Consider the following 16,177-nt stretch of genomic DNA (forward strand, 5'->3'; position numbering starts at 1 on the left):
ACCGGGAGCCCTCCACGGGTTGCACGGCTGACGGGGACCGCCCGCCACCTCCACGAACTGCACGAGGAGTCCTCTCCCATGAGCGACCAGCTCCAGACCACCGAGGCCACCACCGAGGTCGCGGCGCACGGCGTCGTCCTCACCGACGTGGCCGCGTCCAAGGTCTCGTCCCTGCTCTCGCAGGAGGGTCGCGACGACCTCCGCCTGCGCGTCGGCGTCCAGCCCGGCGGCTGCTCGGGCCTGATCTACCAGCTCTACTTCGACGAGCGCACCCTCGACGGTGACCTCGTGCGCGACTTCGACGGTGTCGAGGTCGTCGTCGACCGGATGAGCGCCCCCTACCTCGAGGGCGCCACCATCGACTTCTCCGACACCATCGAGAAGCAGGGGTTCACCATCGACAACCCCAACGCGGGCAGCTCCTGCGCCTGCGGCGACAGCTTCAGCTGACCGGCTCGCGACGGGCCCGGACCTCCTCGAGGGGTCCGGGCCCGTCCGCGTCCCCGGCGGACGTATAGGTTGCTCGGGTGCAGATCGCCGTCACCGGGTCCATCGCGACCGACCACCTCATGACCTTCCGCGGCCGCTTCGCCGACTCCCTCGTCGTCGAGCAGCTCGACAAGATCTCGGTGAGCTTCCTCGCCGACCAGCTCGACATCCGGCGCGGCGGGGTGGCGGGCAACATCTGCTTCGGGATGGCCGTCCTCGGCGCCCGGCCGCTGCTCGTCGGGGCCGCGGGGGAGGACTTCGGGGACTACCGCAGCTGGCTGACCCGCCACGGCGTCGTCACCGACCACGTCCACATCTCCAGCACGGCCCACACCGCGCGCTTCGTCTGCACCACCGACGACGACATGGCCCAGATCGCCACGTTCTACGCGGGCGCGATGTCCGAGGCCCGGATGATCGAGCTCGGCCCCATCCACGACCGCTGGGACCTCGACCTCGTCCTCATCGGCGCCGACGACCCCGACGCGATGCTCCGCCACACCGACGAGTGCCGGGCCCGGGGCATCCGCTTCATCGCCGACCCCTCCCAGCAGCTGGCCTTCGCCGACGGCCCGTTCATCCGCAAGCTCGTCGACGGCGCCGAGATCCTCATCACCAACGAGTACGAGTCGCACCTCACCTCCACCAAGACCGGGTGGAGCCAGGAGGAGATCGACGACCGCGTGACCACGCGCATCATCACCCTGGGCAAGGACGGCGCCGAGATCCGCACGAAGGGGCAGGACCCGATCCACGTGCCCGTCGCGGCCGAGGTCGAGCGGGTCGACCCCACCGGGGTCGGCGACGCCTTCCGTGCCGGCTTCCTCGTCGGACTGGCCGGTGGCCTGGGCCACGAGCGCTGCGCCCAGATCGGGTCGGTGCTGGCCGCGCACGTCCTCGAGACGGTCGGCACGCAGGAGTACACGGTCGGGCGCGCCGACTTCCTGCAGCGCGTCTCGACCGCCTACGGCGCCGAGGCCGCCGCCGAGATCGCGCCCCTCGTGCGCACCGCCCGCGACTGACGCGAGCCGCCGTGCCGTTCCCGCCGACCGAGCCGCCGGAGTCGCCCTGGCAGCTCGACACCGCGCGGGCGACCCCCGGGGACGACCTCGTCGCCGCCGGTGCCGATCTCGAGCCCGGCACCCTGCTGGCCGCCTACCGGCTCGGCCTGTTCCCGATGGGCCTGGGGCCCGACGGGGGCGGGACGACGGGGTGGTGGTCGCCGGACCCGCGCGGCGTCATCCCCGCCGGGGCGCTGCGCGTGCGACCCTCGCTGCGCAAGGTGCTGCCCCGCTTCGAGACGTCGGTGGACCGGGCGTTCGCCGACGTCGTCGCCGGGTGCGCCGACCCCGAGCGGGACGGTCGATGGATCACGCCCGCCGTGGCCGCGGCCTACACCCGCCTCCACGAGCTCGGCTGGGCCCACAGCGTCGAGGTGTGGCAGGACGGCGCGCTCGTCGGTGGCCTCTACGGCGTCTCGGTCGGGGGGCTCTTCGCGGGGGAGTCGATGTTCCACCGCGTCCGCGACGCCTCGAAGGTCGCGCTCGTCGAGCTGGTCCGGCGCTTCCACGCCGACGGCGACCCGCGCCGCATCGTCGACGTCCAGTGGTCCACCGACCACCTGCGCGGTCTCGGGGCGCAGGAGTGGCCCCGTGAGGAGTACCTCGACCGGCTCGCCGAGGCTCTGCAGGCCCCTCAGGTCGACCTGGCCGCGCCGCCGACGAGCACGGTGTAGCGGGTCCAGCCCTCCTCGTCCTCGAGGGTGACGGCGTGCCCGCGCATCCGGGCCCAGGCCGGCACGTCGGAGCGGGCGGCGACGTCGTCGGCGAGCAGCACGAGGGTGGCGCCGGGGGAGAGGTCGCGCGCCACCCGGGCCGCACGCACCACCGGCACCGGGCACCGGGTGCCGCGGGCGTCGACCACGGGCTCGCTCACAGGTCCTCCGTGCCCATCCGGCGGCGGACGGCGCCGACCACCTCGGGCAGGGCCGCGCAGAAGCGCTCGACGTCCGCCGCGCGGTCGGGGGAGACCGCCTCGAGCGGCAGCACGAGCCGCAGGTTGCCGTGGGTGAGGACGCCCATCGCGGCGAGGACGTGGCTCGGGCGCAGCACGCTCGAGGTGCAGGCCGACCCGGATCCGACCGCGAGCCCTCGGCGGGCGAGCTCGTCGACCAGCGCCTCGCCGTCGGCGAGCAGCACGCTGAAGGTGACGACGTGGGGGAGCCGGTCGACGGCGTCGCCGAGCACCTCGACGTCCCGCACCGCCGCGGCGGCGGCGCGCACCCGGTCGACGAGCGCCCGTGCCGCCCGCGCGTCGTCCACGGCCCCGGCCGCGGTCTGCCGCCACGCCTCGGCGGCGGCGAGGACGAGGGGCACCCAGGGGGTGGCCCAGGCCCGGCCCTGCTCGGCCTCACGCCGCGGGGCCGGCAGCGACCATCGCGTCCCGGTCCGGACCCCGAGCAGCCCGAGCGGCGGTCCGCCGAAGGCCGCGGCGTCCGCCACGATGACCGACCCGTGGCCCGAGAGCGGGTCGCGGCCGAGGGAGGCCGTGGCGTCGAGGAGCAGCGGCACGCCGGCCTCCCGGGCCGCGGCGTCGAGGGCCGCCACCGGCTGGCGCGTGCCGACCTCGCCGTTGGCCGTCTGCAGGACGGCGGCGGCCACGCCGGGGGAGTGCAGCGCCGTGCCGAAGGCCTTCTCGTCGACCCGTCCGGACGGATCGGCAGGGACCGGGTCGGTCCCGGCGCCGAGGAGGAGGACCGAGCGCTCCGTGGCGCCGAGCACGACGTCCTCGCCGACGCGGCGGCGGGCGTGGCGCAGGCCGGCCAGACCCACCGCGAGGGCGTCCTCGGCGCTCGCGTGGACCGACAGCTCGTCCGGGCGGACCCCCAGCGCGCCGGCGAGGACCTCCCGCGCGGTGTCGAGCAGCGCCCGGGCGGAACGGGCCGGTCCGTGGCGCCCCGCGGGGTCGGCCCAGGCGGCCCCGACGGCGGCCCGGAGGGTCTCCTCGGCGAGGGGGTGCAGGGGGCTGCGCGAGGCATCGAGAACCCCTAGCGCGGAAGGGGTCCCGTGAGGTTCGACAACCGTGTGCGGCACGGCTCGACGGTAGCCCCCCTGCATGCCCGGTGAGGTACCCGTGCAGTAGGGTTTGCACCACTCGTCAGTCTCCCCTACACGAAGGGTGCAGCGGTGCGCCAGCAGGACCTCCCCACCCCCCGTCGCCGGCCCGGCGCGCGGGTGCTCGCCGGTGCGCTCGGCGTGCTCGCGCTCGGCGGCTGCGCCAGCGGTGAGCTGCGCGGCAACGCCTCCACCGGATGGCTGCCCCCCTCGGTCACCGAGAGCGGTGAGACGGTCACCCGGCTGTGGATCGGCGCCTGGATCGCGGCCATCGCGGTCGGGCTGCTCGTCATCGGGCTCATCGTCTGGTGCATCGTGGCCTACCGCCGCAAGCAGGACGACACCGAGCTCCCGGTGCAGCTCCGCTACAACATCCCCATCGAGATCCTCTACACCGTGGTCCCGATGCTCATGGTCGTCGTGCTCTTCTACTACACGGCCCGCTACGAGTCCGAGCTCGTCGGCACCTCCAAGCAGCCGGATCTCAAGGTCAACGTGGTCGGCAAGCAGTGGAGCTGGGACTTCAACTACGTGAACGACGACGTCCACGAGGTCGGCACGCAGGCCATCCTCACCGGCAAGCCGGGCGCCGAGGAGACCATCCCCACCCTGTACCTGCCGGTCAACGAGCGGGTCGAGTTCGTGCTCACCGCCCGCGACGTCATCCACTCGTTCTGGGTGCCGGCGTTCCTGCAGAAGATGGACATGGTCCCGGGCCGGGTCAACCGCTTCCAGGTCGTCCCCACGCAGGAGGGCACCTTCAAGGGCAAGTGCGCCGAGCTGTGCGGTGCCTACCACTCGCAGATGCTCTTCAACGTCAAGGTCGTCTCGCGCGCGGAGTACGACCAGCACATGGCCGACCTGCGCGCCGCGGACCAGACCGGGCTGCTCAACAACACGCTCAACCGGGAGCAGCTCATGAAGGGCCAGCTGGACAACGAGACCGTCGACGGAGGCAACTGAGATGAGCGCCGCGACCGACACGACGATGCTGCGCGAGGCGGGGGCCCCGGCCCGCACCCGGCGCCTGGCCCCGGGTTCGACCGTGGTCAAGTGGATGACGACGACCGACCACAAGGTCATCGGCAACCTCTACTTCATCACCGCCTTCATCTGGTTCCTCCTCGGCGGCGTCATGGCGCTGGTCATCCGCGCCGAGCTCGCCGAGCCGGGCCTGCAGATCGTCGACAACCCGGACCAGTACAACCAGCTGTTCACGATGCACGGCACGATCATGCTGCTGCTGTTCGCGACGCCGCTGTTCGCCGGCTTCGCCAACGCGCTCATGCCGCTGCAGATCGGGGCGCCCGACGTCTCGTTCCCGCGTCTGAACATGTTCGCGTACTGGCTCTACCTCTTCGGTGGCCTCATCGCCGGCGCCGGCTTCCTCACGCCCGGTGGCGCCGCCGCCTTCGGCTGGTTCGCCTACGCGCCGCTCTCGGACAGCACCTACAGCCCCGGCGTCGGCGGCGACCTCTGGGTCTTCGGCCTCGCGCTCGGTGGTTTCGGCACCATCCTCGGTGCCGTCAACTTCATCACCACGATCCTCACGATGCGCGCGCCCGGCATGACGATGTTCCGGATGCCGATCTTCACGTGGACGGTGCTCGTCACCTCGATCCTCGTGCTCATCGCCTTCCCGGCCCTGGCCGCCGCGCTCTTCGCGCTCGGCGCCGACCGGCGCTTCGGGGCCCAGGTCTTCGCCCCCGAGAGTGGCGGGGCGTTGATGTGGCAGCACATCTTCTGGTTCTTCGGGCACCCCGAGGTCTACATCATCGCGCTGCCGTTCTTCGGGCTGATCTCCGAGATCCTCCCGGTCTTCTCGCGCAAGCCGATCTTCGGCTACAAGACCCTCGTCTACGCCACCATCGCCATCGCGGCGCTCTCGGTCAGCGTCTGGGCGCACCACATGTACGTGACCGGCCAGGTCCTCCTGCCGTTCTTCGCGATCATGACGATGCTCATCGCCGTCCCGACAGGCGTGAAGTTCTTCAACTGGATCGGCACGATGTGGGGCGGCAAGCTCGACTTCTCGACGCCGATGCTCTGGGCCCAGGGCTTCCTCGTTACGTTCCTCTTCGGCGGCCTGACCGGCATCATCCTCGCGAGCCCGGCGCTGGACTTCCAGCTCTCCGACAGCTACTTCGTGGTGGCCCACTTCCACTACGTCGTCTTCGGCACCGTGGTGTTCGCGATGTTCGCCGGCTTCTACTTCTGGTGGCCCAAGCTCACCGGGCGGATGCTCGACGAGAAGCTCGGCAAGATCCACTTCTGGATGCTGTTCATCGGCTTCCACACCACGTTCTTCGTCCAGCACCTCCTCGGGATGCAGGGCATGCCGCGGCGCTACGCCGACTACCTGCCCGAGGACGGCTTCACGCTCGGCAACCAGATCTCCACGGTCGGGGCCTTCCTGCTGGGCGCCTCGATGCTGCCCTTCATGTACAACGTCTGGAAGACGTGGAAGACCGCGCCGCTCGTCGAGACCGACGACCCGTGGGGCTACGGCGCCTCGCTCGAGTGGGCCACCTCGTGCCCGCCGCCGCGGCACAACTTCGACCGCATCCCGCGGATCCGCTCCGAGCGCCCCGCGTTCGACCTGCACCACCCCGAGGCCGCACCCTCCGGGCGGGTCGACGCCGAGCACACCAAGGACAGCTCCCTCGTGTCCGCGCTCGGCCCGGCGGACCTGCACGACGCGGCGTTCGTCGAGGAGAGCGACGCGGACCCGCACACGACCACCACCAAGGAGAGCTGAACCGTGCGAGCGATGGAGCGCATCGGGATCCTCGTCGGGATCTTCGCCTTCCTCATGTGCGCCATCTACTGGTTCTGGACCTCCACCACGGAGATCGGCATCGAGTGGGTCGGCGTCCTCGGCCTGATGCTCGCCGGCCTGCTCGGCTTCATGATCGCCTGGTACCTCTGGATGACGCGGCGCAAGCTCGACCGCGACCCCTCTGACGATCCGCTGGGCGACATCGACGAGATCCAGGGGGAGTACGGCTTCTTCAGCCCGCACTCCTGGCAGCCGCTCTTCCTCGCCGCCGGCGCGGCCACCATCTTCCTCGGCCTCGCGGTCGGGTGGTGGCTGGTCATCATCGGCGCCTTCTTCGCGGTGCCCGCACTGGTCGGCTGGACCTTCGAGTACTGGAAGGGCCCGCACGCGCTCTGAGCGCTCGACCCTTCGCCGCAGGCCGCCCGGGACCACCCGGGCGGCCTGCGGCGTTCAGGGGGACGGGCCGCGCTCAGCCCCGACCGGGCTCCTGTCAAGGACATGGCGCGGACCTTGCACGATGCCGCGGCAACTGCGCCGTCCTCGTGCAACGTCTCCGTCGTCACGGTCATGGCGCGGAAGTTGACGCCGGACGTGGATGTATCCGCGTCATCGGTCGGCTTCCGCGTCGTCACCGTGACGACGCGGAAGTTGGCGCCCATCGGCATGAGAGATTGTTCGGTTGCGCTGGACGTGCACCCAAGGCATACCCGCTGAGCGGGGGAGGGGGCCTCAGCCCCAGCCGAGCTCGTGCAGGGCGTCGTCGTCGATGCCGAAGTGGTGCGCGATCTCGTGCACCACGGTCACGGCGATCTCCTCGGTCAGCTCCTCGAGGTCCTCGCACATCCGGGTCAGTGGGCCGCGGAAGAGGATGATCCGGTCCGGCAGCGTGCCCGATGACCACGCGTCCGAGCGCTCGGTGAGCGGGATGCCGTCGTAGACCCCCAGCAGCTCGGGGTCGTCGGCCGGTGGCTCGTCCTCGACGAGGAAGACGACGTTGTCGAGCATCGCCATCAGCTCCTCGGGCACCTCGTCGAGGGCGTCCTCGACGATGGCGTCGAAGGCCTCGGGCGTCAGCGGGTCCACGGCACCAGCCTGCCCCATCCGCCCGGACGGCTCAGGGGCGGGGGACCTGCTGGAGGGAGATCAGGGGCCCACCGAGGGGGACGCCGTTCCACGTCCCGGTGACCGCGCCGTCGCGGCACCGCAGGTGGAGCGCGTGCGGGCCCGCCACGGCGACGACGCGGGCCTCGAACGTATCGGGGGACACCCAGCCGCCGGATGCCGCCCACGGACCGGCGACGGGCTGGGGCCAGCCGTCCGGGGTGCACGGGACCACGAGGGGCTCTCCGCGCTCGTGGAGGGTCAGCTCGTGGCCGCCGTCCGGCGCCGCCGCCACCTCGACCCGCGTCAGCCGGGGGAGCTCCTCGGTGGGCTCGTGCGTGAAGCTCCACGGGCCGGGACCTGCCGCCGGGCCGAGCGGTCCGGGGGCGGGGAGGGCGGCCTCGGCGAGGTACGCCTCGAGGGCCGCGACCCCGTCCGGGTCGGCGGGCAGCGGCGCGTCGGAGAGCGCCGGCAGCAGCTCCTCCCAGATCGCGTCGAGGGTCTCCTGCGTGCGCTCGGTGCACGAGGTGAGGGCCACGACGAGGTCGGAGCCCGGGACGAGCACGGAGAACTGGCCGTAGGCGCCGTCCGCTCGCCAGGCGTCGTGCCGGCAACGCCACACCTGGTAGCCGTAGCCCTGCTGCCAGTCGACGGTCTCGGGGTGGGGGGAGGTGTCGGTGTGCACCGTCGTCATCGTGGCCGCCCAGCCCTCGGGGAGGACCTGCCGGCCGTCCCACCGGCCGTCCCGCAGCAGGAGCTGGCCGAGCCGGGCGAGGGTGTCGGTGGTGACGTGCAGGCCGGAGTAGCCGAGGTCGAACCCGTCATGGTTCTGCCACGCCGCGTCCTGCACGCCGAGGGGGTCAAGCAGGCGGGGGCGGAGGTAGTCGAGCAGCCGCTGCCCACTGCGTTGCTGGACGGCCAGCGCCGCCATCAGGGTCGCGCCGTTGTGGTAGACGAACCACCCCGGCTCCTCCTCCGGCTCCAGGCCGAGGAAGCGGGTGGGGAAGTCGGCCGGGCGGGTCCGCCAGTCACCGAGAGTGTCGACGTGGTGGCCGGTGCGCATCGCCAGCACGTCGTGCAGCGTGAGCGCCGCGGCCCGGGGGCCCGCTGATGCAGCGGCCTCCGGGAAGAGGTCGACGAGCCGGTCCTCGAGCCGGAGCAGCCCCTCGGCCACGGCGAACCCCACGGCGCACGACGTGAAGGTCTTGCTCACCGAGTACACCAGCCGCGGACCGTCGGGGGTCCACGGCCGCCAGGTCCCGGCGGCGACGACGTGCCCGTGGCGGAGCACGGTCAGCCCGTGCGGCTCCAGGCCGCGCTCCTCCCACCGCTGCACGAGGGAGAGCAGGGCGGCCGAGGGCACGCCCTGCTCCTCCGGGGTGCTGCGGGGGAGGGAGGTCACCGCCTCAGTGCCGGGAACCGGCCTCTGCGGACTCGATCTGCGCAGCGGGCTCGCCGGCCTCGATGGCCTCGTGCTCCTCGCCGTGGTGGTGCGCGGCAGCGAGCTCGGCGGGCGTGACCGGGTTGACGGCGTCGGCGAAGTAGAACCGCGACAGCGCAGCCCGGACCTTGTCCTTGCGGTGGGCCGGACGCGCCACGCCGTGCTCGTCGACCCCGGGCTCGAGCTCGAGCGGGGCGACGGCATCGTGCTGGACGAGCAGCCACTGCTCCTCCGGCAGCCCGGCCTCGTGCCGCTCGAAGAAGCGGCCGTCGGGAGTGCGGATGATCGTGCCGGACTCGCGTCCGTGCAGGACGGTGTCGCGGTCGCGGCGCTGCAGCGACAGGCAGGTCCGCTTGGTCACCCAGAACACGATGGGCGGCAGGACGAACAGGCCGATGCGGAAGAACCAGGTGATGTCGTTGATCGACATCCCGAGCTTGATCGCCATGATGTCGTTGCCCGCGGCGAACATGAACACCGTGTAGGCGGTGATGCCCGCCATCCCGATGCCGGTGCGCGTGGGGGCGTTGCGCGGGCGGTCGAGCAGGTGGTGCTCGCGCTCGTCACCGGTGACCCAGCGCTCGACGAACGGGTAGATGCCGAGCACGGTGTAGACGAGCGGCAGCAGCACGAGCGCACCGAGGGCGATGTTCAGCGACAGGGTGAACCCGAAGAAGCTGAACTCCAGCCATCCGGGCAGCAGCCGCAGCGCGCCGTCGGCGAAGCCCATGTACCAGTCCGGCTGCGAACCGGCCGTCACGGGGGAGGGGTCGTACGGCCCGTACGCCCAGACCGGGTTGATCTGCACCAGCGCCGAGATGAGGGCGATGACGCCGAAGACGATGAAGAAGAAGCCACCGGCCTTGGCCGCGTAGACCGGCATCACCGGGTAGCCGACGACGTTGTCGTTGGTGCGGCCCGGGCCGGGGAACTGGGTGTGCTTCTGGAGCGCGACGAGGCCGATGTGCGCCGTGAACAGCCCGATGAGGATCGCCGGGATGAGCAGGACGTGGGCCGAGTAGAGCCGCGGGATGATCATCTCGCCGGGGAACGGGCCACCGAAGATGCCGTAGACGAGGTAGGAGCCGATGACCGGCGCGGTCTGGACGAAGCCGGCCATCGCGCGGATGCCGGTGCCCGAGAGCAGGTCGTCGGGGAGGGAGTAGCCGGCGAAGCCCTCGATGATCGCGAGCAGGGCCAGGACGGTGCCGATGACCCAGTTGAGCTCACGCGGCTTGCGGAAGGCGCCGGTGAAGAAGACGCGGAACATGTGGACCGTGAGCGCGACGATGAACATCAGCGCGGCCCAGTGGTGGATCTGGCGGATGATCAGGCCGCCCTTGATGTCGAAGGAGATGTGCAGCGTCGAGGCGTAGGCCTCGGACATCGACACACCGCGCAGCGGCACGTACGAGCCGTCGTAGATCGTGTGGCCGGCGCTCGGGACGAACCAGAAGGTCAGGAAGGCCCCGGTGATCAGGCAGATGATCATCGAGTACATGGCGATCTCGCCGAGCATGAAGGACCAGTGGTCGGGGAAGACCTTCTTCATGAGGTAGCCGACCGGCTTGGCGGCACCCGTGCGGTCGTCGACCCAGCCGGCGACGCCGCCGATCTTCTTCGAGGCGGCCGAGGGCGGGGCGTGCCGCGGACGGTCGCCGGAGCGCAGGCCGTCGGCGGGACGGGGGTTCGATGCGGTCGTGGACATCAGCCACGCTCCCAGAAGCTCGGGCCGACCGCCTCGCGGAACGGCTGTGCGGAGACGAGGTAGCCCTCGTCGTCGACGGTGATCTTCAATTGTGGCAGCGGACGCTTCGCAGGACCGAAGATGACCTTGCAGTCCTGGGTGACGTCGAACGTTGACTGGTGGCACGGGCAGAGCAGGTGGTGGGTCTGCTGCTCGTAGAGACCGACCGGGCAGCCGACGTGGGTGCAGATCTTCGAGTAGGCGACGATGCCCTGGTAGCCCCAGTCGAGCTCCTTCTGGGACTTGATCTGCGCGGGGTCGAGGCGCATGAGGAGCACGGCGGCCTTGGCCTTCTCCTCGAGGAGGTGCTCGGCGCCACCCTCCTGGGTCTTCGGGTCGGGGAGCAGGCCCTCGGGCATGACGTGGACGACCGAGCCGATGGTGATGTCCGAGGCCAGGATCGGCAGGTTCTCGGGGTCCTTCATCAGCCGCAGCGGCTTGAACTCGGGCTCCTCGCCGGGGCCGCTCGGGCCGCCGTTCCACCACGTGAGGGACAGGCTCTTCTTCGGCAGCTCGCCCAGCGAGCCGCCGACCTGGAGCACCAGGCCGAGCGGGAAGAGGGCCATCGCGCCGCCGAGGGTGTACTTGAGCAGCGGGCGACGGGTGATCTGCGAGGTGGAGCCGCCCTCGGCGAGCACGCGCACGACCTCGGAGCGGTCGGCGTCGGAGGCGCGCATCGGGTGGCGCTCCTCGACGACCTCCTCGTCGGGCATGAGGGTCTTGGCCCAGTGGACCGCGCCGAGGCCGATGCCGAGCAGGCTGAGGGCGAGGGTGACGCCGAGGCCGGCGTTGGTGGCGCTCGTCGTGCCGATGCCGGGGACGTAGACCGTCGAGTTGGTGTCGAGGGCGAAGTAGAGGACGACGAAGAGCAGCGTGCCGATGATGGAGATCCCGAACAGCGCGGCGACCTGCTTCTCGGCGCGCTTCGCGGCGGCCTCGGACAGGTCGGCCATCCGCGGCACGTGCGTGGGGAGGCCGGGGTTGCTGAAGCGCTCGGGGATGCCCCCCTGCCCCACGACGTGGCCCTCGTCGAGGCGCACGGCCTGGCCGTGCCCGTCGCTCGAGGCCACCTCGGAGCCGGTGGTGGGGGTGTCCTGCTCGTTCATCGGGGTACCGATCTGTTCGTGTCGACGGGAGGGGACGCGAGGTGGGCCGCTACGCGGCCTTGGAGCCGAGCCAGACGGCGCAGCCGACGAGGATGCCGAGCCCGAAGACCCACGCGAAGAGGCCCTCGGTGACCGGCCCGAGCGAGCCGAGGGTCAGGCCGCCGGGGTTCTCCTGCTTGTCGAGGGTGTCGAGGAAGGCGATGATGTCGCGCTTGTTCTCGGGGGAGACGTTGGCGTCGTTGAAGACCGGCATGCTCTGCGGGCCGGTGACCATCGCCTCGTAGATGTGCTTGCCGGTGACGTCCTTGAGCGAGGGGGCGTACTTGCCGCGGGTCAGCGCACCGCCGGAACCGGCGAAGTTGTGGCACATCGCGCAGTTGACCCGGAACAGCTCGCCGCCGAGAGCGGGGTCGCCCTTGGAGGCGTCGACGGCCTCGTCGGAGGGGACGGCCGGGCCCGGTGCGAGGGAGGCGATGTAGGCGCCGACGGAGGCGATCTGCTCCTCGGAGAACTTCACGGTGTCCGAGCGGGCGGCCTGGACGCCCGGCTGGGTCATCGGCATGCGGCCGGTGCCCATCTGGAAGTCGACGGAGGCGGCGCCGACGCCGGCCAGCGGCGGGCCGGCGATCTTGTCGCCGTTGCCGGTGGCGCGACCCTCGGCGTTGATGCCGTGGCAGGTGGCGCAGTTCGCGCGGAAGAGGGCCTTGCCCTCCTCGACCGACTGGGCCGGCAGCGCCTTCGTCGTGGCGTCGGCCGGCTCCGGGGCGACGGCGGCGTACACCGCGCCCGTGAGGAACAGGCCGATCATGAGGAGGACGGCGATCGCCGCGGGATGCCGGCGGCGGGCTGCCAGTGCGTTCACGGTGCTTCCTGTCGTCTGCTGCGGTTCGTGCGGATCAGCGTGCGGGACAACTTACTTCAGGACGTAGATCATGAGGAAAAGGGCGATCCACACGACGTCGACGAAGTGCCAGTAGTACGAGGTGACGACCGCGCCGGTGGCCTGCGCGTGCGAGTACCGACGGGTCGTGAAGGTGCGCCCGAGGATGAGCAGGAAGGCGATGAGCCCGCCGGTGACGTGCATGCCGTGGAAGCCGGTGGCCAGGTAGAAGATCGACCCGTAGGAGTCGGAGGAGAGGGTGACGCCCTCCTCGATGAGGTGGGCGTACTCGTAGACCTGCCCGGCGATGAAGGTGGCGCCGAAGATGTAGGTGAGGACGTACCACTCGCGCATGCCCCAGGCGCTGACGCGGGTGAGGCGCGTGCCGACGGGGCGGGCGACGACGCCGCGCTCGGCCTGGAGGACACCGAGCTGGCACCACACCGAGGAGATGACGAGGATCAGCGTGTTCGCCGAGGCGAACGGCACGTTGAGCTGCGCGGTGCGCTCGTCCCAGAGGTCGGGGAGGTGGCCACGCAGGGTGAAGTAGAACGCGAACAGCGCCGCGAAGAACATCAGCTCGCTGGAGAGCCAGACCATCGTGCCGACGGCGACCATGTTCGGGCGCGTCGCGGGGCCCGAGCCCGGGATGGACGGGACCGGTCCCGCGTGCTTGACCGAAGCTGCTGCAGTAGTCGCCACGCCTGCATTATGCCGACACCGGAGGGGGTGTGACGAGGCGACCCCCCGAAAGGCTCGACAACGGCTCCGGGCGGCGCGGGGTTCCCGGTGAACGGGCGTGTCGGGTGGCCCGGGGCACGCTCGCTACGATGCCGTCATGACCGATTCGCACGCCTCCGCGGGGTCCGCCCCGACGACGTCGGCCGACGGCCTCCACCGGGTCCGGGTGCTGCTCTACAGCGACGACATCACGACCCGTGACGCCGTGCGCGCCGCGGCCGGTCGCCGCCCGGCCCGCGACGTCGAGGTCGTGTCGTGGCACGAGTGCGCGACGGCCGACGCGGTCATCGAGGCGATGGACGCCGGTGGGGTCGACGTCGTCGTCCTCGACGGCGAGGCCGCCCCGGTCGGCGGCCTGGGGCTGTGCCGCCAGCTGAAGAACGAGATCTTCCGCTGCCCGCCGGTCCTCGTGCTCACCGGACGCCCCCAGGACGCCTGGCTCGCCGGGTGGTCCCTCGCCGACGACGCCGTCCCGCACCCGCTCGACCCGATCGCCGTCGCCGAGGCCCTCAGCCGCCTCGCACGCGAGCGGGTCGCCGTCGGCTGACCGGCGTGACCGACGCCGCGGCCGGGGCCCCCACCTGGCCGGACCTCCTCACCGCGCTGCTGCGCGGCGAGGACCTCTCGACCCGCTCGGCCCGCTGGGCGATGGACCAGGTGATGAGCGGCGAGGCCTCGCCGGTGCAGCTCGCGGGCTTCCTCGTCGCCCTGCGCGCCAAGGGCGAGAGCGTCGAAGAGCTGCGCGGGCTCGCCGACGTCATGCTCGAGCACTCGAACCGCATCGAGGTCCCTGGGCCGAGCACCGACATCGTCGGCACCGGCGGGGACCGCATGCACTCGGTGAACATCTCGACGATGGCCTCGGTCGTGGTCGCCTCGACCGGGCTCCGCGTCGTCAAGCACGGCAACCGGGCGGCGTCCTCGTCGTCGGGGTCGGCCGACGTCCTCGAGGCGCTGGGCGTCGACCTGTCCCTTGCCCCCGCGCAGGTGGCCGAGGTGGCCGGACGCGCCGGCATCACGTTCTGCTTCGCCGCCGCCTTCCACCCCTCGATGCGCCACGCCGCTGTCGCGCGGTCCGGGCTGGGCGTCGGCACCGTCTTCAACGCGCTCGGCCCGCTGACCAACCCCGGCCAGCCCACCTACGCCGCGGTCGGGGTCGCCGACGCCCGGCTCGCCCCGCTCATCGCGGGCGTCTTCGCCGGGCGGGGCCGGGCGGCGGCGGTCTTCCGGGGCGACGACGGCCTCGACGAGCTGACCCTGGCCACCACCTCCACGGTCTGGTGGGTGCGCGACGGCGAGGTCACCGAGCTCTCGGTGGGGCCCGGCGACGTCGGGCTCGCCACCGCCCCGGTCGAGGCGCTGCGCGGCGGGGACCCGGCCTTCAACGCCGACGTCGCCCGGCGGCTGTTCGCCGGGGAAGGCGGGCCGGTGCGCGACGCGGTCGTCCTCAACGCGGGCATGGCGCTGGCCGTCGCCGCCGGGCTCGGGGGAGAGCCAACGCGCGATGCGCTGGTCGCCGCGCTGGCCGAAGGGGTGCACCGGGCGCAGGAGGCGCTGGACACCGGTGCCGCCGCGGGCCTGCTGGAGCGCTGGGTCGCCACGACCCGCGAGCTCGCCGGCCGCTGACCCGCGGGCGGGCCGGGCGGCTCAGTCCTCGATGCCGAGGCTGAACGCCGACTCGAGGTCGTGCGAGGAGTAGGTGCGGAAGGCGATGTGGGTGTTCGTGCCCGTGACGCCCTCGACCTTGTTGAGCCGGTCGGCGATGACGTCGGCGAGCGCCTCGTGCTGGCGCACGCGCACCATCGCGACGAGGTCGGCGTCGCCGGCGACCGAGTAGACCTCGGTGACGCCCTCGAGGTCGGCGATCTCCTGGGCGACCTCGGGGATCCGGTCGACGTCGGCGGTGATGAGGACGATGGCGGTGATCACCGGGCCAGCCTAGCCACCGGCCGGCGCGCCCCCGAGGCGCCGGGCGAGCAGCGCCTCGAGCGCGGCGTAGTGCCGCTCGGCGCCGGCCTCCTGGTACATCGAGGTGTCGGCCATCGTGTAGCCGTGCGGTGCGTCGGGGTAGACCTCGTTGGTCGCCGTGAGGCCGGCGTCCCGGGCCGCCTCGTCGAGGGCGGCGACCGCCTCGGGCGGCATCGAGCGGTCGTGGTCGGCGTGCCCGAGCACGAGCTCGGCGCGTGCGGTCGCCAGCGACCGGTGCGGACTGTCCGGTTCGTCGGTGACCAGGCCGCCGCCGTGGAAGCCGCCGACGGCGGCGACGTCGTCCGGGTGGTCGCCGGCCGCGCGCAGGGCGATCCGGACACCCATGCAGTAGCCGGTGACCCCGACGGGACCGTCGTCGACGGTGTGCAGACCCCGCAGGGCCTCGAGGTAGGCGGCCACATCGGGACGCGAGAGGTCGCTCGTCAGCCGGCCGACGCGGGGCATCGCGAGCCCCATGAACGCCTCGCGGCCCTCGGCGGTGCGCAGGTCGCCCGTGGGGGCGAGCTCGGCCACCGTGCCCTCGCGGTGGAAGACGTTGGGCGCGAGGACGGTGTAGCCCCACGACGCGATCCGGTCGCACATCGCCGCGATCTGGGGGCGCAGGCCGATGGCGTCCATGACGAGCAGGACACCGGGGCCGTGCCCGGCGGGCGGGAGGGAGAGGTGGGCCTCGGCGGAACCGCCGGGGACGGGGACGTCGACGAGGTGGAGGTCGCTCACCCGGCGCACGCTACGCCGGGTGCGTCGGCGTGCGGTCGCCGGGGAGATCTCGCGTCGCCGGGGTGAACCTG

General features: G+C 72.1%; 18 protein-coding genes. 8 read left to right on the forward strand and 10 right to left on the reverse strand.

The annotated features are described in order from the left end of the window. Window positions 1–78 precede the first annotated feature (78 nt). From ACQZ2A_RS03065 to aat, 3 genes are all read left to right on the forward strand, one after another. Window positions 79–450, forward strand: coding sequence for a HesB/IscA family protein (locus ACQZ2A_RS03065; protein WP_430207042.1), 372 nt, complete (start codon window positions 79–81; stop codon window positions 448–450). Window positions 451–527: 77 nt separating this feature from the next. Beyond that, window positions 528–1,511 carry a carbohydrate kinase family protein gene (locus ACQZ2A_RS03070; protein WP_430207044.1) on the forward strand — a complete coding sequence of 328 codons (984 nt, stop codon included), beginning with the start codon at window positions 528–530 and terminating at the stop codon, window positions 1,509–1,511. Window positions 1,512–1,522: 11 nt separating this feature from the next. Beyond that, complete coding sequence (gene aat, locus ACQZ2A_RS03075) at window positions 1,523–2,224, forward strand: leucyl/phenylalanyl-tRNA--protein transferase (RefSeq protein WP_430207046.1); 702 nt, start codon at window positions 1,523–1,525, stop codon at window positions 2,222–2,224. Here aat and ACQZ2A_RS03080 read toward each other — a convergent pair. Then, window positions 2,185–2,424 carry a sulfurtransferase TusA family protein gene (locus ACQZ2A_RS03080; RefSeq protein WP_430207047.1) on the reverse strand — a complete coding sequence of 80 codons (240 nt, stop codon included), beginning with the start codon at window positions 2,422–2,424 and terminating at the stop codon, window positions 2,185–2,187. The genes aat and ACQZ2A_RS03080 overlap by 40 nt on opposite strands. Then, entirely contained in the window at window positions 2,421–3,581 is a 1,161-nt protein-coding gene (locus ACQZ2A_RS03085; RefSeq protein ID WP_430207049.1) for an aminotransferase class V-fold PLP-dependent enzyme, read from the reverse strand. The genes ACQZ2A_RS03080 and ACQZ2A_RS03085 overlap by 4 nt, the downstream gene beginning before the upstream one ends. A gap of 93 nt (window positions 3,582–3,674) precedes the next feature. On the opposite strand from ACQZ2A_RS03085, the gene ctaC reads away from it, so the two are divergent. From ctaC to ACQZ2A_RS03100, 3 genes are read left to right on the forward strand one after another with little or no spacing between them, the layout of a single operon-like run. Further along, entirely contained in the window at window positions 3,675–4,565 is an 891-nt protein-coding gene (gene ctaC / locus ACQZ2A_RS03090; RefSeq protein WP_430207051.1) for an aa3-type cytochrome oxidase subunit II, read from the forward strand. A gap of 25 nt (window positions 4,566–4,590) precedes the next feature. Next, window positions 4,591–6,360 carry an aa3-type cytochrome oxidase subunit I gene (ctaD, locus tag ACQZ2A_RS03095; protein ID WP_430207081.1) on the forward strand — a complete coding sequence of 590 codons (1,770 nt, stop codon included), beginning with the start codon at window positions 4,591–4,593 and terminating at the stop codon, window positions 6,358–6,360. Between the two features lie 12 nt (window positions 6,361–6,372). Continuing rightward, window positions 6,373–6,777, forward strand: a complete 405-nt coding sequence (locus tag ACQZ2A_RS03100) for a cytochrome c oxidase subunit 4 (protein WP_430207053.1) — start codon at window positions 6,373–6,375, stop codon at window positions 6,775–6,777. 333 nt (window positions 6,778–7,110) lie between these two features. Here the strand turns inward: ACQZ2A_RS03100 and ACQZ2A_RS03105 are convergent, their stop codons facing one another. From ACQZ2A_RS03105 to ctaE, 6 genes are read right to left on the reverse strand one after another with little or no spacing between them, the layout of a single operon-like run. Next, window positions 7,111–7,482, reverse strand: a complete 372-nt coding sequence (locus tag ACQZ2A_RS03105; protein WP_430207055.1) for a metallopeptidase family protein — start codon at window positions 7,480–7,482, stop codon at window positions 7,111–7,113. A 13-nt stretch (window positions 7,483–7,495) separates the two neighbouring features. Beyond that, window positions 7,496–8,884, reverse strand: coding sequence for a serine hydrolase domain-containing protein (locus tag ACQZ2A_RS03110; protein ID WP_430207057.1), 1,389 nt, complete (start codon window positions 8,882–8,884; stop codon window positions 7,496–7,498). Window positions 8,885–8,888: 4 nt separating this feature from the next. Further along, on the reverse strand, window positions 8,889–10,631 hold the full coding sequence (gene qcrB, locus ACQZ2A_RS03115; protein WP_430207059.1) for a cytochrome bc1 complex cytochrome b subunit: 1,743 nt from the start codon (window positions 10,629–10,631) through the stop codon (window positions 8,889–8,891). Beyond that, window positions 10,631–11,776 carry a cytochrome bc1 complex Rieske iron-sulfur subunit gene (gene qcrA, locus ACQZ2A_RS03120; protein WP_430207061.1) on the reverse strand — a complete coding sequence of 382 codons (1,146 nt, stop codon included), beginning with the start codon at window positions 11,774–11,776 and terminating at the stop codon, window positions 10,631–10,633. The genes qcrB and qcrA overlap by 1 nt, the downstream gene beginning before the upstream one ends. Before the next feature lie 49 nt (window positions 11,777–11,825). After that, window positions 11,826–12,638, reverse strand: coding sequence for a cytochrome bc1 complex diheme cytochrome c subunit (gene qcrC / locus ACQZ2A_RS03125; RefSeq protein WP_430207063.1), 813 nt, complete (start codon window positions 12,636–12,638; stop codon window positions 11,826–11,828). Window positions 12,639–12,689: 51 nt separating this feature from the next. Next, window positions 12,690–13,358, reverse strand: coding sequence for an aa3-type cytochrome oxidase subunit III (ctaE, locus tag ACQZ2A_RS03130; protein WP_430207065.1), 669 nt, complete (start codon window positions 13,356–13,358; stop codon window positions 12,690–12,692). 136 nt (window positions 13,359–13,494) lie between these two features. Here ctaE and ACQZ2A_RS03135 point away from each other — a divergent pair, with 136 nt between their 5' ends. Both ACQZ2A_RS03135 and trpD read left to right on the forward strand, forming a co-directional pair. Continuing rightward, the gene (locus ACQZ2A_RS03135; RefSeq protein WP_430207067.1) at window positions 13,495–13,944 is read left to right on the forward strand and encodes a hypothetical protein; all 450 of its coding nucleotides are present in this window, start codon (window positions 13,495–13,497) and stop codon (window positions 13,942–13,944) included. Between the two features lie 5 nt (window positions 13,945–13,949). Beyond that, entirely contained in the window at window positions 13,950–15,023 is a 1,074-nt protein-coding gene (trpD, locus tag ACQZ2A_RS03140; RefSeq protein WP_430207069.1) for an anthranilate phosphoribosyltransferase, read from the forward strand. A 21-nt stretch (window positions 15,024–15,044) separates the two neighbouring features. Here the strand turns inward: trpD and ACQZ2A_RS03145 are convergent, their stop codons facing one another. Both ACQZ2A_RS03145 and ACQZ2A_RS03150 read right to left on the reverse strand, forming a co-directional pair. Then, a complete protein-coding gene (locus ACQZ2A_RS03145; protein ID WP_430207071.1) occupies window positions 15,045–15,326 on the reverse strand; it encodes an Lrp/AsnC family transcriptional regulator in 282 nt (93 codons plus the stop codon). A 9-nt stretch (window positions 15,327–15,335) separates the two neighbouring features. After that, a complete protein-coding gene (locus tag ACQZ2A_RS03150) occupies window positions 15,336–16,106 on the reverse strand; it encodes a dienelactone hydrolase family protein (protein ID WP_430207073.1) in 771 nt (256 codons plus the stop codon). Window positions 16,107–16,177: the final 71 nt, after the last annotated feature.

The sequence above is a fragment of the Phycicoccus avicenniae genome, from assembly GCF_050496545.1.
GTDB classification, from domain to species: domain Bacteria; phylum Actinomycetota; class Actinomycetes; order Actinomycetales; family Dermatophilaceae; genus Phycicoccus; species Phycicoccus avicenniae_A.

Coding starts and splice junctions, on each gene's coding strand:
- ctaD (WP_430207081.1), top strand. CDS start 4,591: ATGCTGCGCGAGGCGGGGGCCCCGGCCCGCACCCGGCGCCTGGCCCCG.
- ACQZ2A_RS03105 (WP_430207055.1), bottom strand. CDS start 7,482: ATGGGGCAGGCTGGTGCCGTGGACCCGCTGACGCCCGAGGCCTTCGAC.
- qcrA (WP_430207061.1), bottom strand. CDS start 11,776: ATGAACGAGCAGGACACCCCCACCACCGGCTCCGAGGTGGCCTCGAGC.
- ACQZ2A_RS03135 (WP_430207067.1), top strand. CDS start 13,495: ATGACCGATTCGCACGCCTCCGCGGGGTCCGCCCCGACGACGTCGGCC.
- ACQZ2A_RS03100 (WP_430207053.1), top strand. CDS start 6,373: ATGGAGCGCATCGGGATCCTCGTCGGGATCTTCGCCTTCCTCATGTGC.
- ACQZ2A_RS03065 (WP_430207042.1), top strand. CDS start 79: ATGAGCGACCAGCTCCAGACCACCGAGGCCACCACCGAGGTCGCGGCG.
- qcrB (WP_430207059.1), bottom strand. CDS start 10,631: ATGTCCACGACCGCATCGAACCCCCGTCCCGCCGACGGCCTGCGCTCC.